17 protein-coding genes are annotated in these 13,817 nt (G+C 71.0%); 11 read left to right on the top strand and 6 right to left on the bottom strand.

Translation table 11 applies throughout. The annotated features are described in order from the left end of the window. Nucleotides 1-61 precede the first annotated feature (61 nt). Both OG496_RS16170 and OG496_RS16165 read left to right on the top strand, forming a co-directional pair. Nucleotides 62-280, top strand: coding sequence for a helix-turn-helix domain-containing protein (locus tag OG496_RS16170; RefSeq protein ID WP_019060653.1), 219 nt, complete (start codon nt 62-64; stop codon nt 278-280). Nucleotides 281-397: 117 nt separating this feature from the next. After that, the gene (locus OG496_RS16165; protein WP_405971338.1) at nt 398-1,210 is read left to right on the top strand and encodes an enoyl-CoA hydratase/isomerase family protein; all 813 of its coding nucleotides are present in this window, start codon (nt 398-400) and stop codon (nt 1,208-1,210) included. Nucleotides 1,211-1,234: 24 nt separating this feature from the next. On the opposite strand, the gene OG496_RS16160 is transcribed toward OG496_RS16165, so the two are convergent. Further along, nucleotides 1,235-2,017 carry a nucleopolyhedrovirus P10 family protein gene (locus OG496_RS16160; RefSeq protein ID WP_405971337.1) on the bottom strand — a complete coding sequence of 261 codons (783 nt, stop codon included), beginning with the start codon at nt 2,015-2,017 and terminating at the stop codon, nt 1,235-1,237. A gap of 87 nt (nt 2,018-2,104) precedes the next feature. On the opposite strand from OG496_RS16160, the gene OG496_RS16155 reads away from it, so the two are divergent. From OG496_RS16155 to amaP, 5 genes are read left to right on the top strand one after another with little or no spacing between them, the layout of a single operon-like run. Further along, entirely contained in the window at nt 2,105-2,590 is a 486-nt protein-coding gene (locus OG496_RS16155) for an Asp23/Gls24 family envelope stress response protein (protein WP_033286381.1), read from the top strand. 55 nt (nt 2,591-2,645) lie between these two features. Next, nucleotides 2,646-2,831 (top strand): hypothetical protein, encoded by a 186-nt coding sequence (locus OG496_RS16150; protein WP_019060657.1) that lies wholly within the window; start codon nt 2,646-2,648, stop codon nt 2,829-2,831. Next, a complete protein-coding gene (locus tag OG496_RS16145; protein ID WP_366494344.1) occupies nt 2,828-3,214 on the top strand; it encodes an Asp23/Gls24 family envelope stress response protein in 387 nt (128 codons plus the stop codon). Before OG496_RS16150 ends, OG496_RS16145 begins: the two co-directional genes overlap by 4 nt. Next, a complete protein-coding gene (locus OG496_RS16140; protein WP_405971336.1) occupies nt 3,211-3,888 on the top strand; it encodes a DUF6286 domain-containing protein in 678 nt (225 codons plus the stop codon). Before OG496_RS16145 ends, OG496_RS16140 begins: the two co-directional genes overlap by 4 nt. A gap of 5 nt (nt 3,889-3,893) precedes the next feature. Next, on the top strand, nt 3,894-4,472 hold the full coding sequence (gene amaP, locus OG496_RS16135) for an alkaline shock response membrane anchor protein AmaP (RefSeq protein ID WP_366494346.1): 579 nt from the start codon (nt 3,894-3,896) through the stop codon (nt 4,470-4,472). A gap of 55 nt (nt 4,473-4,527) precedes the next feature. Here the strand turns inward: amaP and OG496_RS16130 are convergent, their stop codons facing one another. The 5 genes from OG496_RS16130 to OG496_RS16110 form a co-directional block, all read right to left on the bottom strand. Next, entirely contained in the window at nt 4,528-5,283 is a 756-nt protein-coding gene (locus OG496_RS16130) for an SDR family oxidoreductase (protein ID WP_405971335.1), read from the bottom strand. 5 nt (nt 5,284-5,288) lie between these two features. Beyond that, the gene (locus OG496_RS16125) at nt 5,289-7,076 is read right to left on the bottom strand and encodes a glycoside hydrolase family 15 protein (RefSeq protein WP_405971334.1); all 1,788 of its coding nucleotides are present in this window, start codon (nt 7,074-7,076) and stop codon (nt 5,289-5,291) included. 71 nt (nt 7,077-7,147) lie between these two features. Next, the gene (locus OG496_RS16120) at nt 7,148-7,942 is read right to left on the bottom strand and encodes an SURF1 family protein (protein WP_366494350.1); all 795 of its coding nucleotides are present in this window, start codon (nt 7,940-7,942) and stop codon (nt 7,148-7,150) included. Between the two features lie 85 nt (nt 7,943-8,027). Next, nucleotides 8,028-8,261, bottom strand: coding sequence for a hypothetical protein (locus OG496_RS16115; RefSeq protein ID WP_366494351.1), 234 nt, complete (start codon nt 8,259-8,261; stop codon nt 8,028-8,030). Between the two features lie 149 nt (nt 8,262-8,410). Next, on the bottom strand, nt 8,411-9,394 hold the full coding sequence (locus tag OG496_RS16110) for a DEDDh family exonuclease (protein ID WP_405971333.1): 984 nt from the start codon (nt 9,392-9,394) through the stop codon (nt 8,411-8,413). A gap of 172 nt (nt 9,395-9,566) precedes the next feature. Between OG496_RS16110 and OG496_RS16105 the strand changes: the two genes are divergently transcribed. From OG496_RS16105 to OG496_RS16090, 4 genes are read left to right on the top strand one after another with little or no spacing between them, the layout of a single operon-like run. Then, complete coding sequence (locus OG496_RS16105; RefSeq protein ID WP_405971332.1) at nt 9,567-10,364, top strand: acetoacetate decarboxylase family protein; 798 nt, start codon at nt 9,567-9,569, stop codon at nt 10,362-10,364. Further along, nucleotides 10,364-11,248 carry an SDR family NAD(P)-dependent oxidoreductase gene (locus OG496_RS16100; protein ID WP_405971331.1) on the top strand — a complete coding sequence of 295 codons (885 nt, stop codon included), beginning with the start codon at nt 10,364-10,366 and terminating at the stop codon, nt 11,246-11,248. The genes OG496_RS16105 and OG496_RS16100 overlap by 1 nt, the downstream gene beginning before the upstream one ends. Before the next feature lie 10 nt (nt 11,249-11,258). Continuing rightward, nucleotides 11,259-12,542: an amidohydrolase family protein gene (locus tag OG496_RS16095; protein WP_405971330.1), complete on the top strand. Its 1,284-nt coding sequence runs from the start codon at nt 11,259-11,261 to the stop codon at nt 12,540-12,542. Further along, entirely contained in the window at nt 12,539-13,813 is a 1,275-nt protein-coding gene (locus OG496_RS16090; RefSeq protein ID WP_405971329.1) for an amidohydrolase family protein, read from the top strand. The genes OG496_RS16095 and OG496_RS16090 overlap by 4 nt, the downstream gene beginning before the upstream one ends. Nucleotides 13,814-13,817: the final 4 nt, after the last annotated feature.

The following is a 13,817-nucleotide window of genomic DNA, read 5'->3' as shown; positions in this document are numbered from 1 at the left end:
TGAACGCTTGGAGGGGTGATCATGAGGAGACCAAGAGCGCACTTCCCATGAGGAGGCACGGGTGGCCGAGACTCTGAAGAAGGGCAGCCGGGTAACCGGCGCCGCGCGCGACAAGCTCGCGGCAGACCTGAAGAAGAAGTACGACTCCGGTGCGAGCATCCGAGCGCTGGCCGAGGAGACCGGCCGCTCGTATGGCTTCGTCCACCGGATGCTCAGTGAGTCGGGTGTCACGCTTCGTGGGCGTGGCGGGGCGACCCGGGGCAAGAAGGCTTCGGCCTGACCCCGGGTGGCTCATCGGCTTCGATGGTGGCCACCCGGTCGGACGACTGACCGACCGGGTGGTTACTGTGCAGTCACTTAGCTCTGCTCTGCTGACCGCACACATCGGAGGCGCCCCATGGCTTCGCCCGAACAGGACGACAAGGACCTCGGTCCCGTACTCGACAAGGACGGCGTACGGCTCACCGTTGACGACGCGATCGCCACGGTGACGCTGACCAACCCGGCCAAGCGCAACGCTCAAAGTCCTGCTCTCTGGCGGGCGTTGGCGGAGGCCGGGCGGTTGCTGCCGGGCTCCGTCCGTGTCGTGGTGCTGCGTGCCGAGGGCAAGTCCTTCTCGGCCGGACTCGACCGGCAGGCGTTCACGCCCGAGGGCTTCGACGGGGAACCGTCGTTCATCGACCTCGCGCACAGTGACGACGCCGTGCTGGACGGGACCATCGCCGAGTACCAGGCGGGCTTCACCTGGTGGCGACGCAGCGACATCGTGTCCATCGCCGCCGTCCAGGGGCATGCCATCGGGGCGGGGTTCCAACTCGCCCTCGCCTGTGACCTGCGCGTCGTCGCCGACGATGTGCAGTTCGCCATGCGCGAGACCAGCCTCGGACTGGTGCCAGACCTGACCGGCACACATCCCCTGGTGGGCCTCGTCGGTTACGCCCGCGCGCTGGAGATCTGCGCGACCGGGCGGTCCGTCCTGGCCGAGGAAGCCGTCAGCATCGGCCTCGCGAACATCGCCGTGCCCGCCGACCAGGTCGAGGACGCCGTACGCGACCTGGCGACCGCACTGCTGGCCGCCCCGCGCGACGCCCTCATCGAGACCAAGGCGCTGCTCCAGGGCGTCCAGGGCCGCGCCTACGACGACCAGCGTGCCGCCGAGCGCGCCGCACAGGCACGACGCCTGCGGGACCTGGCCGGCGTCGGCGAATAAGCCGTCAGCCAGCCCACCTTGCCGTCAGTCCACCTTGGTGACGAGTACGGCCACGGTCGGGTGACCAGGCAGCGCCTCGCCTACCCCCGCGCGGACCTCCCGGGCCACATCCAGGGCCCGGCGGTCCGCGCGCACCGCGAGTTCCACGCGCGCGTGCAGACGCGGTAGCGCCCCATCACCCGCGACCTCCTCGATGTGCACCGCCCGGCCGAGCCCGCCCAGCGCACCGGTCAGCTGGGCCACTCCCGGGACGGCGAGCGCGGTCGCGGCGACGAGGGACTCGCCGTCGCCGTCAACATGGTCAACATCGTCCACACGATCAATGTCATCAACATGGTCAACGTCGGCGGCGGGAGCGTGATCCGCATCGTCCACACGGTCGACATCGTCCATGTGGTCCATGCCGTCCATATGGTCCAGCAGGGCCGTCACCTGTAGATCAACCTCCGCCACCACCAGGCCGAGCCGTTCCGCCGCGGCCGTCGCCAGGGCCGTACGCAGCCGGGACGCCGCGTCCGGCAGAGGCTCGGTCGCCACGGAGGCGAAGTCGGCCGTGATCCGCAGCGGCCCGGGCGGCAGCGCACCCGGCGGAGGCGGTACGACGGGCTCGTACGCGTCCGCCGGATCGGCGAGCCCGATCCGCAGCGCGCCCAGCCGCACGCCCCCTACATGCGCCGCCGCGACCCGGAGTACGGCCTCGGCCGCCCGCTCGGCGATCCACGCGCCGTCCCGCCGATCACCCAGGGGCAGCAGCCTGCCGAGCCGCAGTTGATGCCGTACCGCTCGCGTCCATGCGTCCGCCGTCATTCCTCCAGCCTGCCGCATGTCCAGCGCGGGACCGAGCAACCGCAACTACCGTGGTCGAAGGACGACGACCGAAAGGGATGTACGGCGATGACCGACATGACGGAGCGGAACCGGACACAGGACCCCGACGGTGAGCGGGAGTCCGTACAGACCCGTAAACCCCCCACCAAACGCGGCGGCGGCGACCCCGCGTCCCGGGGGCGGACCACGATCGCCGACGGCGTGGTGGAGAAGATCGCCGGGCTGGCCGCCCGGGACGTCCTGGGCGTGCACGCCATGGGCAGCGGGCTGTCCCGCACCTTCGGGGCCGTGCGCGACCGGGTGCCCGGCGGCACGAAATCGGTGTCCCGGGGTGTGAAGGCCGAGGTCGGCGAGGTACAGACCGCGCTCGACCTTGAGATCGTCGTCGACTACGGGGTGTCGATCGCGGACGTGGCCCGCGCCGTACGCGAGAACGTCATCGCGGCCGTGGAACGGATGACCGGCCTCGAAGTCGTCGAGGTCAACATCGCGGTCAGCGACGTGAAGCTGCCGGACGAAGAGGACGACGAACCGGAGCCCAGGCTCCAGTGACCGAGCCGACGAACGAGTCAACGAGCGGGCCGACGAACGAGCTGAGGAGCGCAGGATGAGCAGGGCCGTGGTCGGCATGATCGCCGGAATGGCACTGGGCTTCGCCGGATACTTCGGCGGGTTCGGGGCGTTCCTGCTGGTGGCGGCCCTGGGCGCCATCGGGTTCGTCGTCGGCCGGTTCCTGGAGGGGGACCTGGAACTCGGCGACTTCTTCCGCTCGCGTGACGACCGGCGGCGATGACGCCCGTGAGCGGCCGGGACGGCGCGGTCGACGAGCGCGGCAGACCCCATGCGGTCGTCGCGCCCGGCGAGCGGGGCGCCACCCGCATCGCCGACCGGGTCGTGGCGAAGATCGCCGCACAGGCCGCGCGTGAAGCGCTCGGACCACTGCACCCCGACGCCGCATCCCCGCATGCCACCGTCGTCGTACACCACGAAACGGTACGCGTGCGCGTGCATCTCGAACTCGACTATCCCTGCGACATCGGCGAGCGCTGTTTTCAGGTGCGTCGACAGGTGGTTCAGCGGGTACGCGCGTTGGTGGGCATGGAGGTGCCCGAGGTCGCCGTCCAAGTGGAACGGCTGCATCCGGCACATGGCGCGGCACAGGGGAGGACGCGATGAGCGAGCCCCAGGGCTCCGACGGCACGACCCAACGACTACCGGTCATCGAGAAGGAGACCGATCCCGGACACGGCGGGTACACCGCCGCGTCCGACTACGATCCCGTCCCCGTCGTCCATGACGGGGACGGCAAGGGCGGCCGCTTCTGGTCGGCGCGCCGCGTCCCCGCGGGCGTCGTCGCCGTCCTGCTGCTCGTCGGCGCGGGCGCCCTGCTCTACGACGTCACCGCCGTGCGCGCGGAGCGGCCCGCCGCGCACTGGCGCCGGGAACTGGCCCGGCAACTCGCTCAACGGCCCCTGGACGACACCTGGGTGCTCGTCGGCGCCGGCATCGCCGCCGCCCTCGGCCTCTGGCTGATCGTGCTCGCGGTGACACCCGGCCTGCGCCAGGTGCTGCCGATGCGCCGCACCCACGCCGACGTCCGGGCCGGTCTGCAACGCGCCGCCGCCGCGATGGTGCTGCGCGACCGGGCCATGGAGGTCTCGGGCGTGCAGTCGGTCCGCGTACGGACGAGCCGGACCAGGGCCGACGTCCGCGCGGTGTCGCATTTCCGTGAACTCGACGACGTACGGGCCGACTTGGACGCCGTGCTCGGCGACGCGATCACCGGGCTCGGACTCGCCCGGCCGCCCGCGCTGTCGGTACACGTCGGCCGTTCCGGCCGGAAGGGATGAGGCCGATGCTCAGGATCGTCAACCGCGCGGTGATCGGTGTCGTGGGCCTCGTACTGCTCGTGTTCGGCGGCTCCGTACTGGCCGTCGGCCTCGGCGTGAAGCCGCCCTCCTGGTGGATCTACGACGGGCGTCACGACGTCCTGCTGAGCGACGCCCGGCGCACGCGCTGGCGGGGCGACGGCTGGTGGTGGCCGACGGTCCTCGCCGTGCTCGCCGTTCTTGTCCTGCTGGCCCTGTGGTGGCTCGTCGCGGTGCTGCGGCGGCGCAGGCTCACCGAGGTCGCCGTCAGCACCGGCGACGGCGAGGGCGCGCTGCTGCGGGGCCGCGCCCTGGAGGGCGTCCTCGCCACCGACGCGGGCGCCCTGGACGGCGTGGCCCACGCGCACGTGCGGCTCGCCGGCACCCGCACGGCACCCGAGGCCCGCGTCCAGCTCAGTCTGGAACCGCACGTGGACCCCGGAGTCGCCCTCGACCACCTGACGGCCAACGCCCTTGCCCACGCCCGCGATTCGGCGGGCCTGGAGACGCTGCCTACGGAGGTCCGCCTGACGGGCGTCAAGCACCGCGCGGAGCGGGTGAGTTGACAGGTTGAACAGGTTGATGTGACGGGTTGAGCGGGGGGATTGAGTTGACGGGGTGTCAGAACCCGTGCCGCATCCCGCCGTCGACCGGCACCATGACCCCCGTCAGGTAGGACGCGGCCGGCGACAGCAGGAACGCGGCGACGCGCCCGAACTCGTCGGCCGCCCCGTACCGCCGCAGCGGAATCCGCGACTCGTTGGCCGCACGCGTGGCCACCGGGTCCGCGGACAGGCCGTCCAGTTCGCGCACGCGGTCCGTGTCGATGCGGGCCGGCAGGAGCCCCACGACGCGGATGCCGCGCGGGCCCAGCTCGTCCGCGAGGGACTTGGCGAAACCGGCCAGACCGGGCCGCAGCGCGTTCGAGATCGTCAGCCCGGGGATCGGCTCGTGCACCGACCCGGAGAGCACGAACCCGATGACACCGCCCGCCCCCAACTCCTCGGCCGCCGCGCGCGCGAGCCGCACCGCGCCCAGGAACACCGACTCGAACGACGACTGCCACTGCTCGTCGCTGGTGTCGGCGACGAACCCGGGCGGCGGACCACCGACGCTCACGAGGATGCCGTCGAAGCCCCCGAAGTGCTCGCGCGCGGCGGCGATCAGCCGGGCCGGCGCCTCCGCGTCGGCGTTGTCGACGGCCACGCCGACCGCGTTCGGCCCCAGTTCGGCCGCCGCGTCGGCAGCGCGCTTCTCGTCCCGCCCGGTCACGACCACCTTCGCGCCGTCGGCCACCAGCTCACGCGCGGAGGCGTTGCCCAGCCCGCGGGTGGCCCCGGTGACGACGTACACCCGGTCCTTCAGTCCAAGATCCATGGCCCCTATCCTGCCTTCTCGTCCCCGAACAGGGCGAGGGCGGTGTTCACCAGGCCGATGTGGCTGAACGCCTGCGGGAAGTTGCCCAGCTGACGGCCGGCCACCGGGTCGTACTCCTCCGAGAGCAGCCCCACGTCGTTCGCGAGGCCCACCAGACGCTCGAACAGGACCCGGGCGTCCTTCTTGCGACCCGTCATCTGGAGTGCGTCCACGAGCCAGAAGGAGCACGCCAGGAAGGCGCCCTCGGCGCCGGGGAGTCCGTCGACGGGGGTGTCGGCGGTGGTGTCGTAGCGGCGTACGAAGCCGTCGTGGCCCAGGGCCTCGCGGACCGCGTCGACCGTGCCGACGACGCGGGGGTCGTCGGGGGGCAGGAAGCCGAAGCGGGGGATGAGCAGCAGGGCGGCGTCGAGTTCCTGCGAGCCGTAGTACTGCGTGAAGGTGTTGCGTTCCGGGTCGTAGCCCTTCTCGCACACGTCCCTGTGCACCTCGTCGCGGAGTTCGCGCCAGCCCTCCAGGTCGCCGGGCAGGTCGGCGTACTCCTCCAGGGTGCGCACGGCGCGGTCGGCGGCCACCCACACCATGACCTTGGAGTGCACGAAGTGCCGGCGCCCGCCGCGCACCTCCCACAGGCCCTCGTCCGGCTGTCGCCACTGCGTGCGCAGCCACTCCAGGAGGACGGCCTGGAGCGACCACATGTGCGGCTTGGGCGACAGGCCCGCGCGGCGGGCCAGCCACAGGGAGTCCAGGACCTCGCCGTAGACGTCGAGTTGGAGCTGGTTGACGGCGCCGTTGCCGATCCGGACGGGGGCCGAACCGGCGAAGCCCGAAAGGTGCGGCAGTTCGAATTCGGGGAGCCGTCGTTCGCCCGCCACGCCGTACATGATCTGCAGGTCCGCGGGATCGCCGGCGACCGCGCGGAGCAACCAGTCGCGCCAGGCCTCGGCCTCCTTGTGGTAGCCCGCGGCGACCAGGGCGCCCAGGGTGAGGCTCGAATCGCGCAGCCAGCAGTAGCGGTAGTCCCAGTTGCGTACGCCGCCCATCTCTTCGGGAAGTGACGTGGTGGCCGCGGCGACGATGCCACCGGTCGGGCGGTACGTGAGGGCCTTGAGGGTGATCAGGGAGCGTACGACCGCGTCCCTGTAGGGGCCGTCGTAGCGGCAGCGGGCCGTCCAGCGCTCCCAGTCCGCGACGCTGTGCCGCAGCGACTTGTACGGGTCGACGAGCGGCGGACGGGGCTCGTGCGAGGGATGCCAGGTGAGGACGAAGGCGACCTTCTGGCCGGCCTCGACGGTGAACTCCGAGAGGGTGCTGAAGTCCTCGCCCCAGGTGCGCACCTCGGGCTCGCTGCGCAGCCACACCGAGTCGGGTCCCGCGATGGCCACATGGTGCCCGTCGGACCTGCGCATCCACGGCACGACCGCGCCGTAGTCGAAGCGCAGGCGGATCCTGCTGTGGACGGTGACCTTGCCGCTGATGCCCTCCACGATGCGTACGACGTCGGGCGCGCGGTGGCGCTGGGGCATCAGGTCGGTGACGCGGATCGTGCCCTCGTCGGTCTCCCACTCCGTGTCCAGGACCAGGGTGTCGGGGCGGTAGGCGCGGCGGGTGCAGCGGTCGGCGCCCTTCGGGGCGATGCGCCAGTGGCCGTTGTCCTCGTCGCCGAGCATTCTGGCGAAGCAGGCGGCCGAGTCGAAGCGTGGCAGGCACAGCCAGTCGACCGAGCCGTCCATGCCGACCAGGGCCGCGGTCTGTTCGTCGCCGATGAGGGCGTAGTCCTCGATACGTGGGTGCACGGGGTGCGGGTTCCCTGCCTGTCGGTGAGGCAATCAGGGTTCGGGGCCGGGCGGGTGAAGAGAAGCCCGGCTCACACGGTGGCGGGCTCGGCCTCCGCCGCCTGCTCCTCCTTCGCCGCCGCCTCCCGGCGGTCGCGGGCCTCGCGGCGGGCGAGGACGACGTAGCCGACCGGGACGGCCGCCGCGAACAGCCACCACTGGATCATGTACGCGTAGTTCAGCGGGGCGTCTTCCTTGCCCGGGTCGGAGATCTGCTCCGGTGTGTCGCCCTTCGCCTCCGGCGCGGTCTGCTCGACATAGCCGCCGAGCACCGTGGCGTGCAGGCGCCGCGCCTGCTCCTCACTGTTGATCAACATGATCTGCCGGTCGGGCAGGCCCTTGATGTCCTTGATGCCGCTCGCCGCGGTCGTCTCGTCGGCCATCAGACGCCCCGTGATGGTGGTCTTGCCGGCCGGCGGTGCGGGAATCTTCGGGAACGCGGTCTGCGCCCCGGTCGCCGGGATCCATCCACGGTTGATCAACACGACCTTGCCGTCCGTCAACACGAACGGGGTGAGGACGTGGAAACCGACCTCGTCGTCGTCATTGGTACGGCGCCGGACGACGACTTCTTTAGAAGTCTCGAAGGTGCCGGTCGCGGTCACGGTGCGGTACTTCTCCGTACGGGTGACCGCGTGCCCGGGGGCGCTGATCGTCTCCACGGGGACCGGCTTGGCGTGCAGCGCGTTCGTGACCAGCTGGTTGCGGGCGCTGCGCATCTCGTAGCGGTGCATCTGCCAGATGCCCAGCCTGATCATCGTCGGGATCAGGAGAAGGGTGATCAACGCGAGGATCACCCACTGCCGGGACATCAGGAAGCGGTACACCCCACGACCGTACAACTCGGTCGTGGGGCGCATTCAGGGGGGTACCGGAAGGGGTACGGGCCGCGGCTTCCGGAAGGCCGGCGGCTCACACCTTGTCGATGATCCCCACCGTCCCCTCCGCCCGCGCGCAGTGGCCGCCGCAGAACCAGTGGCCCTCGACCTCCACGCCCTGGCCGATGATCTGCACCCGGCAGTGCTCGCAGATCGGGGCCATGCGGTGGATCGCGCAGGAGAAGCAGTCGAAGACGTGCACCGCGCCCTGCGCGTGCACCTCGAAACTCATGCCGTAGTCATTGCCGCACACTTCACATCTCGCCATGCGCCACAGGGTGGGCCGTCCGCCCGGCACGGGCGAGCGGGCGCGGGGCGAGTCGTACGACAATCACCCGTCCGTACGGTCCGTGCGGCGCGGTAGGTCCGTGTGGCCGAGGCGAACGGCCGCAGGGCATGCGGTTGCGCGCGGCGAGCTCAGTCCGCCGCCTCGACGTCCCGCAGCAGCTGCCCGAACGCCGCCTCGTCCACCACTGGCGTGCCGAACTGCTTGGCCTTGACCACCTTCGAGGTGCCCGAGTCCGGGTCGTTCGTGACGAGGAGGCTGGTCAGCCGGGACAGGCTCGTCGCGACATGCAGGCCGGCCTCCACGGCCCGGTCCTCCAGCAGCTCGCGCTCGATGGACGTGTCCCCGGAGAACGCGATCCGCATCCCCTGCTTGAGCGGCCTGCCGTCCTCGAAGCGCCCCGGGTTCGGGTAGGGGCACGCGGGCCGCTTGCGCGCGGGACGCCAACTGCCCGCCCCGAAGCCGCCGTAGCCCCCTGCCTGCTGCCCGATCCGGGGTGCGGGCTGGGCCCACTCGGTCAGCGGTCGGCACTCGTGCAGCGGCAGGCGTACGCCGCCCTGGGCCGCCGCGCGCAGGCTCGGACGGAAGGCCTCGGCGAGCACGCGCGCGTCGTCCAGCGCGTGGTGCGCGCGCTGCTGGACGACGCCGAAGTGCGCTGCCAGGGACTCCAGTTTGTGATTGGGCAGCGGCAGGCTCAGCTCCTTCGACAGGGCGATGGTGCACAGCCGCTGACGGACCGGGGGCTCGATCTGCACGCGCGCGTACTCCCGCGCGATCATCTGCCAGTCGAAGACCGCGTTGTGCGCGACCAGCACCCGGCCCTCCAGGCGGGTCGCGAACTCCTCGGCGATGTCCTTGAAGAGGGGCGCGCCCTCCAGGACGTCACTCGTCAGACCGTGGATCCACACGGGGCCGGGATCGCGCTGCGGGTTGACCATCGTGTACCAGTGGTCCTCGACCTCGCCGAGCGCGTCCAGACGGTAGACGGCCGCGGAGATTATCCGGTCGTCCCGGGCCAGGCCGGTGGTCTCCACGTCAACTACCGCATACCCCTGGGGATATGCGGCCGGCCACGGAGTGGCTGCGGACACTGTCGGCGAGTGGTCTTCGAGCATGGTCACTGAGGATACGGGCCGCCACTGACAGTCCTGTCCCTCAGGTCGCCCGCCCCGCCCGCCCGTTCGGGTCCGCCGAATGCACGTGCGCGTGGCTATGGACCTTTTGCCCGCCCGGTGCAAGCGTGCTGCCCGCCTGACGGATGACGGCCTACGAAGGGCGGTACGGCGTATGGCACGCGTACGGTACGGCGCACGGACCGAGGCGGAGATCGCCGCCGCACGCGCGGCGAGCTCCAAGCTCCCCGACATCTGGTCCACCGGTGTGGTGGCCGTCTGGGAGAGCGACCCGGACGCGGTCGCGGCGGTCCTCCCGCCGCCGCTCAAGCCCACCGGACGGCCCCTGGTCCGGGTGAACATCAGCAAGGTCGAGCTGGCCGGATACCCCCTGGGCGCGGGCTCGTTCGCGGTCGCCGCCGCGCACGACGGCGTCGAGGGCTGGTACCCCCTGGTGATGCCGATGACCCACGAACGGGCCCTCATCGGCGGCCGCGAGGTCTTCGGGGAGCCCAAGAAACTCGGCGAGGTGACCGTCGAGCGCGTGGGCCTCGTCGTGCACGCGTCCCTCGCCCGGCACGGCATCGCGTTCGTGGAAGTCCGCGGCGCGATCAGCGAGGAACTGCCCCTCCCCGGGCCGACTCAGAAGACCGATTTCTACTTCAAGTTCCTTCCCGCGGTGGACGGTTCGGGCTTCGACGCCGACCCCGTACTCGTGCACTGCCTGCGCAACGAGAAGGTCCGCCGCCTGGAACGCGTCACCGGGGACGTCGTCCTGCGCGAGTCCATGTACGACCCGGTCGCCGACCTCCCCGTCCGCACCCTCGTCGACATCACCATCGGTGAGAAGACCAGCGACCAGCGCGGCAAGGTCGTCGAACGGGTCGACGCACAGGCTCTGTTGCCGTACATCCACCAGCGCTACGACGACCCGCAGCAGATCCACGACGGACCGCCGGAGGGGAGCGTCTGATGGAGTTGAGGGAGGGGCAGGTCGCCGTCGTCACCGGGGCCGCGAGCGGGATCGGGCTCGCGATGGCACGGCGGTTCGCCGCCGACGGGCTCAAGGTGGTCCTCGCCGACGTCGAGGAGGGTGCCCTCGACAAGGCCGTCTCCGATCTGCGTGCCGACGGCGCCGACGTGCACGCACGCGTGGTCGACGTCGGCGTACGCCAACAGGTCCTGGATCTCGCCGAGTCGGCCTACGAGACGTACGGCGCCGTCCACGTCCTGTGCAACAACGCCGGGGTCGGCTCGGGCGCCGAGGGCCGGATGTGGGAGCACGAACCGAACGACTGGCAGTGGGCGTTCGCCGTCAACGTGTGGGGCGTCTTCCACGGCATCCAGGCGTTCGTACCGAGGATGATCAAGTCGGGTCAACCCGGTCATGTCGTCAACACGTCCTCCGGGGACGGCGGTATCGCCCCGCTGCCAACCGCCTCCGTGTACGCCGTCACCAAGGCGGCCGTCGTGACGATGACCGAGTCCCTGTACGCCCACTTGAAGGCTGAGCACGCGCGCGTGGGCGCCTCGGTGCTCTTCCCGGGGCCGCACATGCTGCGCACGGGACTGTGGGAGTCGCACCGCAACCGGCCCGACCGGTACGCGAAAGAGCGCCCCCGTAGAACCCCTTATCGCAGCCTCGACCAGTGGGAGACCGCGATGAGAGAGGCGGGCAAGGAGGTCGCCTTCACGCCCGTCGAGGAGGTCGCCGACCTCGTCGTGGACGGCATCCGCGCGGACCGCTTCTGGCTGCTGCCCGAGAGCGAGCACAGCGACGCCCAGATCCGGGCACGGGCGGGCTCGATGCTCGACCGCGCGAACCCGTCGTACCTAGAGAGCTTCATCCTGGACTGAGGGGGCTGTTGTGACCGACCAGGAGCCGTACCTGATCATCTCCTCCGACTGCCACGCCGGGCTGCCCACCGAGGAGTACCGGCCCTATCTGGACGCCCGGTTCCACCGGGACTTCGACGAGTTCCTCGCCGGACGCGACCGGCGCCGCGAGGAGATGACCCGGCTCGGCATCCGCAACGAGGCGTTCGCGACGAAGTGGTTCCAGGACAACGAGGAGGGCCTGCGCGGGGGTTGGGACACCGCGCAGCGCCTCAAGGAGCTGGACGGGGACGGGGTGGCCGCCGAGGTCGTCTTCCCGGACGCCGACGCCGTGGACAGCCAGACGGCCGCGCCCTTCGGCGTCGGTCTCGGCCTCTCCGGCGACCAGGACCCGGAGTTGGGCATGGCGGGCGCGCAGGCGCACAACCGCTGGCTCGCCGACTTCGTCTCCGAGAACCCCGAACGGCACTGCGGGGTCGCCCTGTTGCCGATAACGGCTCCTACGGAGAAGGTCGTCGCGGAGATCCACCGCGCCAAGGAGTCGGGCCTCGGCGCCCTGATGATCCCCTCCATGTGGGTCGACAAGGAGCCCTACCACGACCGCCGTTACGACCCGGTGTGGGCGGCCGCCGCCGAGTGCGGGATGCCTGTGCTCACGCACTCCGGGGCCGCTCCCCGCCACGAGTACGGCGACCATCTGGGCATCTACGTGAGCGAGGTGACCTGGTGGCCCGCCCGGCCGCTCTGGTTCCTGCTCTGGTCCGGGGTCTTCGAGCGTCACCCGGGCCTCAAGTTCGGTGTGGCGGAGTCGGGTTGCTGGTGGCTGCCGAACCAGCTCTGGTTCATGGACCGCCTCTACCTGGGCGCCCACGGCGGCAAGAAGCTGTCACCCTTCGCGGAACTGAAACGGCCACCGAGCGAGTACCTCGACCGGCAGGTCTTCATCTGCGCCACCAACACCAAGCGCCGTGAACTGGCCCAGCGTTATGAGATCGGCGTCGACAACATCCTCTGGGGCAGCGACTTCCCGCACCCCGAGGGCACCTGGCCCGACACGCGCGCCTGGCTGAAGCGCACCTTCCACGACATTCCGGTGGACGAGACCCGCCGCATGCTGGGCCTCGCGGCGGCGGACGCCTTCGGCTTCGACGTGGCGGCGCTGACGCCGCTGGCCCGCCGGATCGGCCCCACCCCCGCCGAACTCGGCCAGCAGGACGACCAGGAGGCCGTGACGGCGTCCTGGGCGCGCTCGCGCGAGGTGGGGCGGCACTGGCTGACCGACCACGACTTCCCGGTCCTGGGGGCGACGCCATGACCTCCACGGGCTCCATGGACGCCGTGGGTTCCGACGGTGCGGACCGGTACACGGTCATCTCCGCGGACTGCCACGCGGGCGCCGATCTCCTGGACTACCGGCCCTACTTGGAGAAGCGGTACCACGACGAGTTCGACGCGTGGGCGGCGACGTACGTCAACCCGTACGAGGACCTGGTCGCCGACACGGCCGACAAGAACTGGAACTCCGAGCGGCGGATCGCGGAACTGGAGGAGGACGGGATCGTCGCGGAGGTCGTCTTCCCGAACACCATCCCGCCGTTCTTCCCGTCCGGCTCCCTGATGGCACCCGCGCCCACGCCAGAGGAGTTCCGGCGCCGCTGGGCCGGCCTGCGCGCCCACAACCGCTGGCTGGCGGACTTCTGCGCCGCCGCGCCGGGCCGGCGGGCGGGGGTCTTCCAGATCCTCCTCAACGACGTCCAGGAGGCCGTCCAGGAGATCCGGTGGGCGGTCGGGACGGGCCTCAGGGGCGGCCTGCTGCTGCCCGGCACCCCGCCGGGCTCGGGGCTGCCCGAGCTGTACTCGTCGACGTACGACCCGATCTGGGCCGTCTGCGCGGAACTCGGCGTCCCCGTCAACCACCACGCGGGCTCGGCGTCCCCGCCCCTGGGCGACGAACCGGCCGCCCGCGCGGTGTACATGGTCGAGACGACCTGGTTCTCGCACCGCGCCCTGTGGCACCTGATCTTCGGCGGTGCCTTCCGCCGTCATCCGGACCTGAAGCTGGTCCTGACCGAGCAGGGCTCCGGCTGGATACCCGGGGTGCTCGACATGCTGGACTACTACCACGGGCGCCTGGTCGCGGCGGCCACAAAGGCATCGACGGCATCGACCGCGGAGTCCAAGTTCGGCGCGGGGCTTGCCACTTCGATGGGCAAGGGTCCCTCGGAGGTATGGCGCGACAACTGCTTCGTAGGCGCCAGTTTCATGCGCCCCCATGAGGTGCCCCTGCGTGAGCGCATCGGCATCGAGAAGATCATGTGGGGGAGCGACTACCCGCACGACGAGGGGACGTACCCGTACTCCAGGGAGGGCCTGCGCTTCGCCTACGCACGCGTGCCGCGCGACGAGGTCGCCGCCATGGTCGGCGGCAACGCGGCCCGCGTCTACGGCTTCGACCTCGACACCCTGGACCCGATCGCGGCGAAGGTCGGCCCCCTGGTGAGCGAGATCGACGAGCCGCTCGCCGAACCACCGGCGGGCGCGACGAGCCCTGTGTTCGCGCGGGGAGCGTCGGTACGGGTGTGGTGACACC

This window comes from Streptomyces sp. NBC_00988, assembly GCF_045162645.1.
In the GTDB taxonomy this organism is placed as follows: Bacteria; Actinomycetota; Actinomycetes; order Streptomycetales; family Streptomycetaceae; genus Streptomyces.
The sequence above is the reverse complement of the archived record's forward strand: the minus strand, read 5'-3'. Positions and strand labels throughout refer to the sequence as shown.

Excerpts from the sequence above, each read along its gene's own strand:
- OG496_RS16165 (WP_405971338.1), top strand. The coding sequence starts at position 398 with ATGGCTTCGCCCGAACAGGACGACAAGGACCTCGGTCCCGTACTCGAC.
- OG496_RS16160 (WP_405971337.1), bottom strand. The coding sequence starts at position 2,017 with ATGACGGCGGACGCATGGACGCGAGCGGTACGGCATCAACTGCGGCTC.
- OG496_RS16155 (WP_033286381.1), top strand. The coding sequence starts at position 2,105 with ATGACCGACATGACGGAGCGGAACCGGACACAGGACCCCGACGGTGAG.
- OG496_RS16150 (WP_019060657.1), top strand. The coding sequence starts at position 2,646 with ATGAGCAGGGCCGTGGTCGGCATGATCGCCGGAATGGCACTGGGCTTC.
- OG496_RS16145 (WP_366494344.1), top strand. The coding sequence starts at position 2,828 with ATGACGCCCGTGAGCGGCCGGGACGGCGCGGTCGACGAGCGCGGCAGA.
- OG496_RS16140 (WP_405971336.1), top strand. The coding sequence starts at position 3,211 with ATGAGCGAGCCCCAGGGCTCCGACGGCACGACCCAACGACTACCGGTC.
- amaP (WP_366494346.1), top strand. The coding sequence starts at position 3,894 with ATGCTCAGGATCGTCAACCGCGCGGTGATCGGTGTCGTGGGCCTCGTA.
- OG496_RS16130 (WP_405971335.1), bottom strand. The coding sequence starts at position 5,283 with ATGGATCTTGGACTGAAGGACCGGGTGTACGTCGTCACCGGGGCCACC.
- OG496_RS16115 (WP_366494351.1), bottom strand. The coding sequence starts at position 8,261 with ATGGCGAGATGTGAAGTGTGCGGCAATGACTACGGCATGAGTTTCGAG.
- OG496_RS16110 (WP_405971333.1), bottom strand. The coding sequence starts at position 9,394 with ATGCTCGAAGACCACTCGCCGACAGTGTCCGCAGCCACTCCGTGGCCG.
- OG496_RS16105 (WP_405971332.1), top strand. The coding sequence starts at position 9,567 with ATGGCACGCGTACGGTACGGCGCACGGACCGAGGCGGAGATCGCCGCC.
- OG496_RS16100 (WP_405971331.1), top strand. The coding sequence starts at position 10,364 with ATGGAGTTGAGGGAGGGGCAGGTCGCCGTCGTCACCGGGGCCGCGAGC.
- OG496_RS16090 (WP_405971329.1), top strand. The coding sequence starts at position 12,539 with ATGACCTCCACGGGCTCCATGGACGCCGTGGGTTCCGACGGTGCGGAC.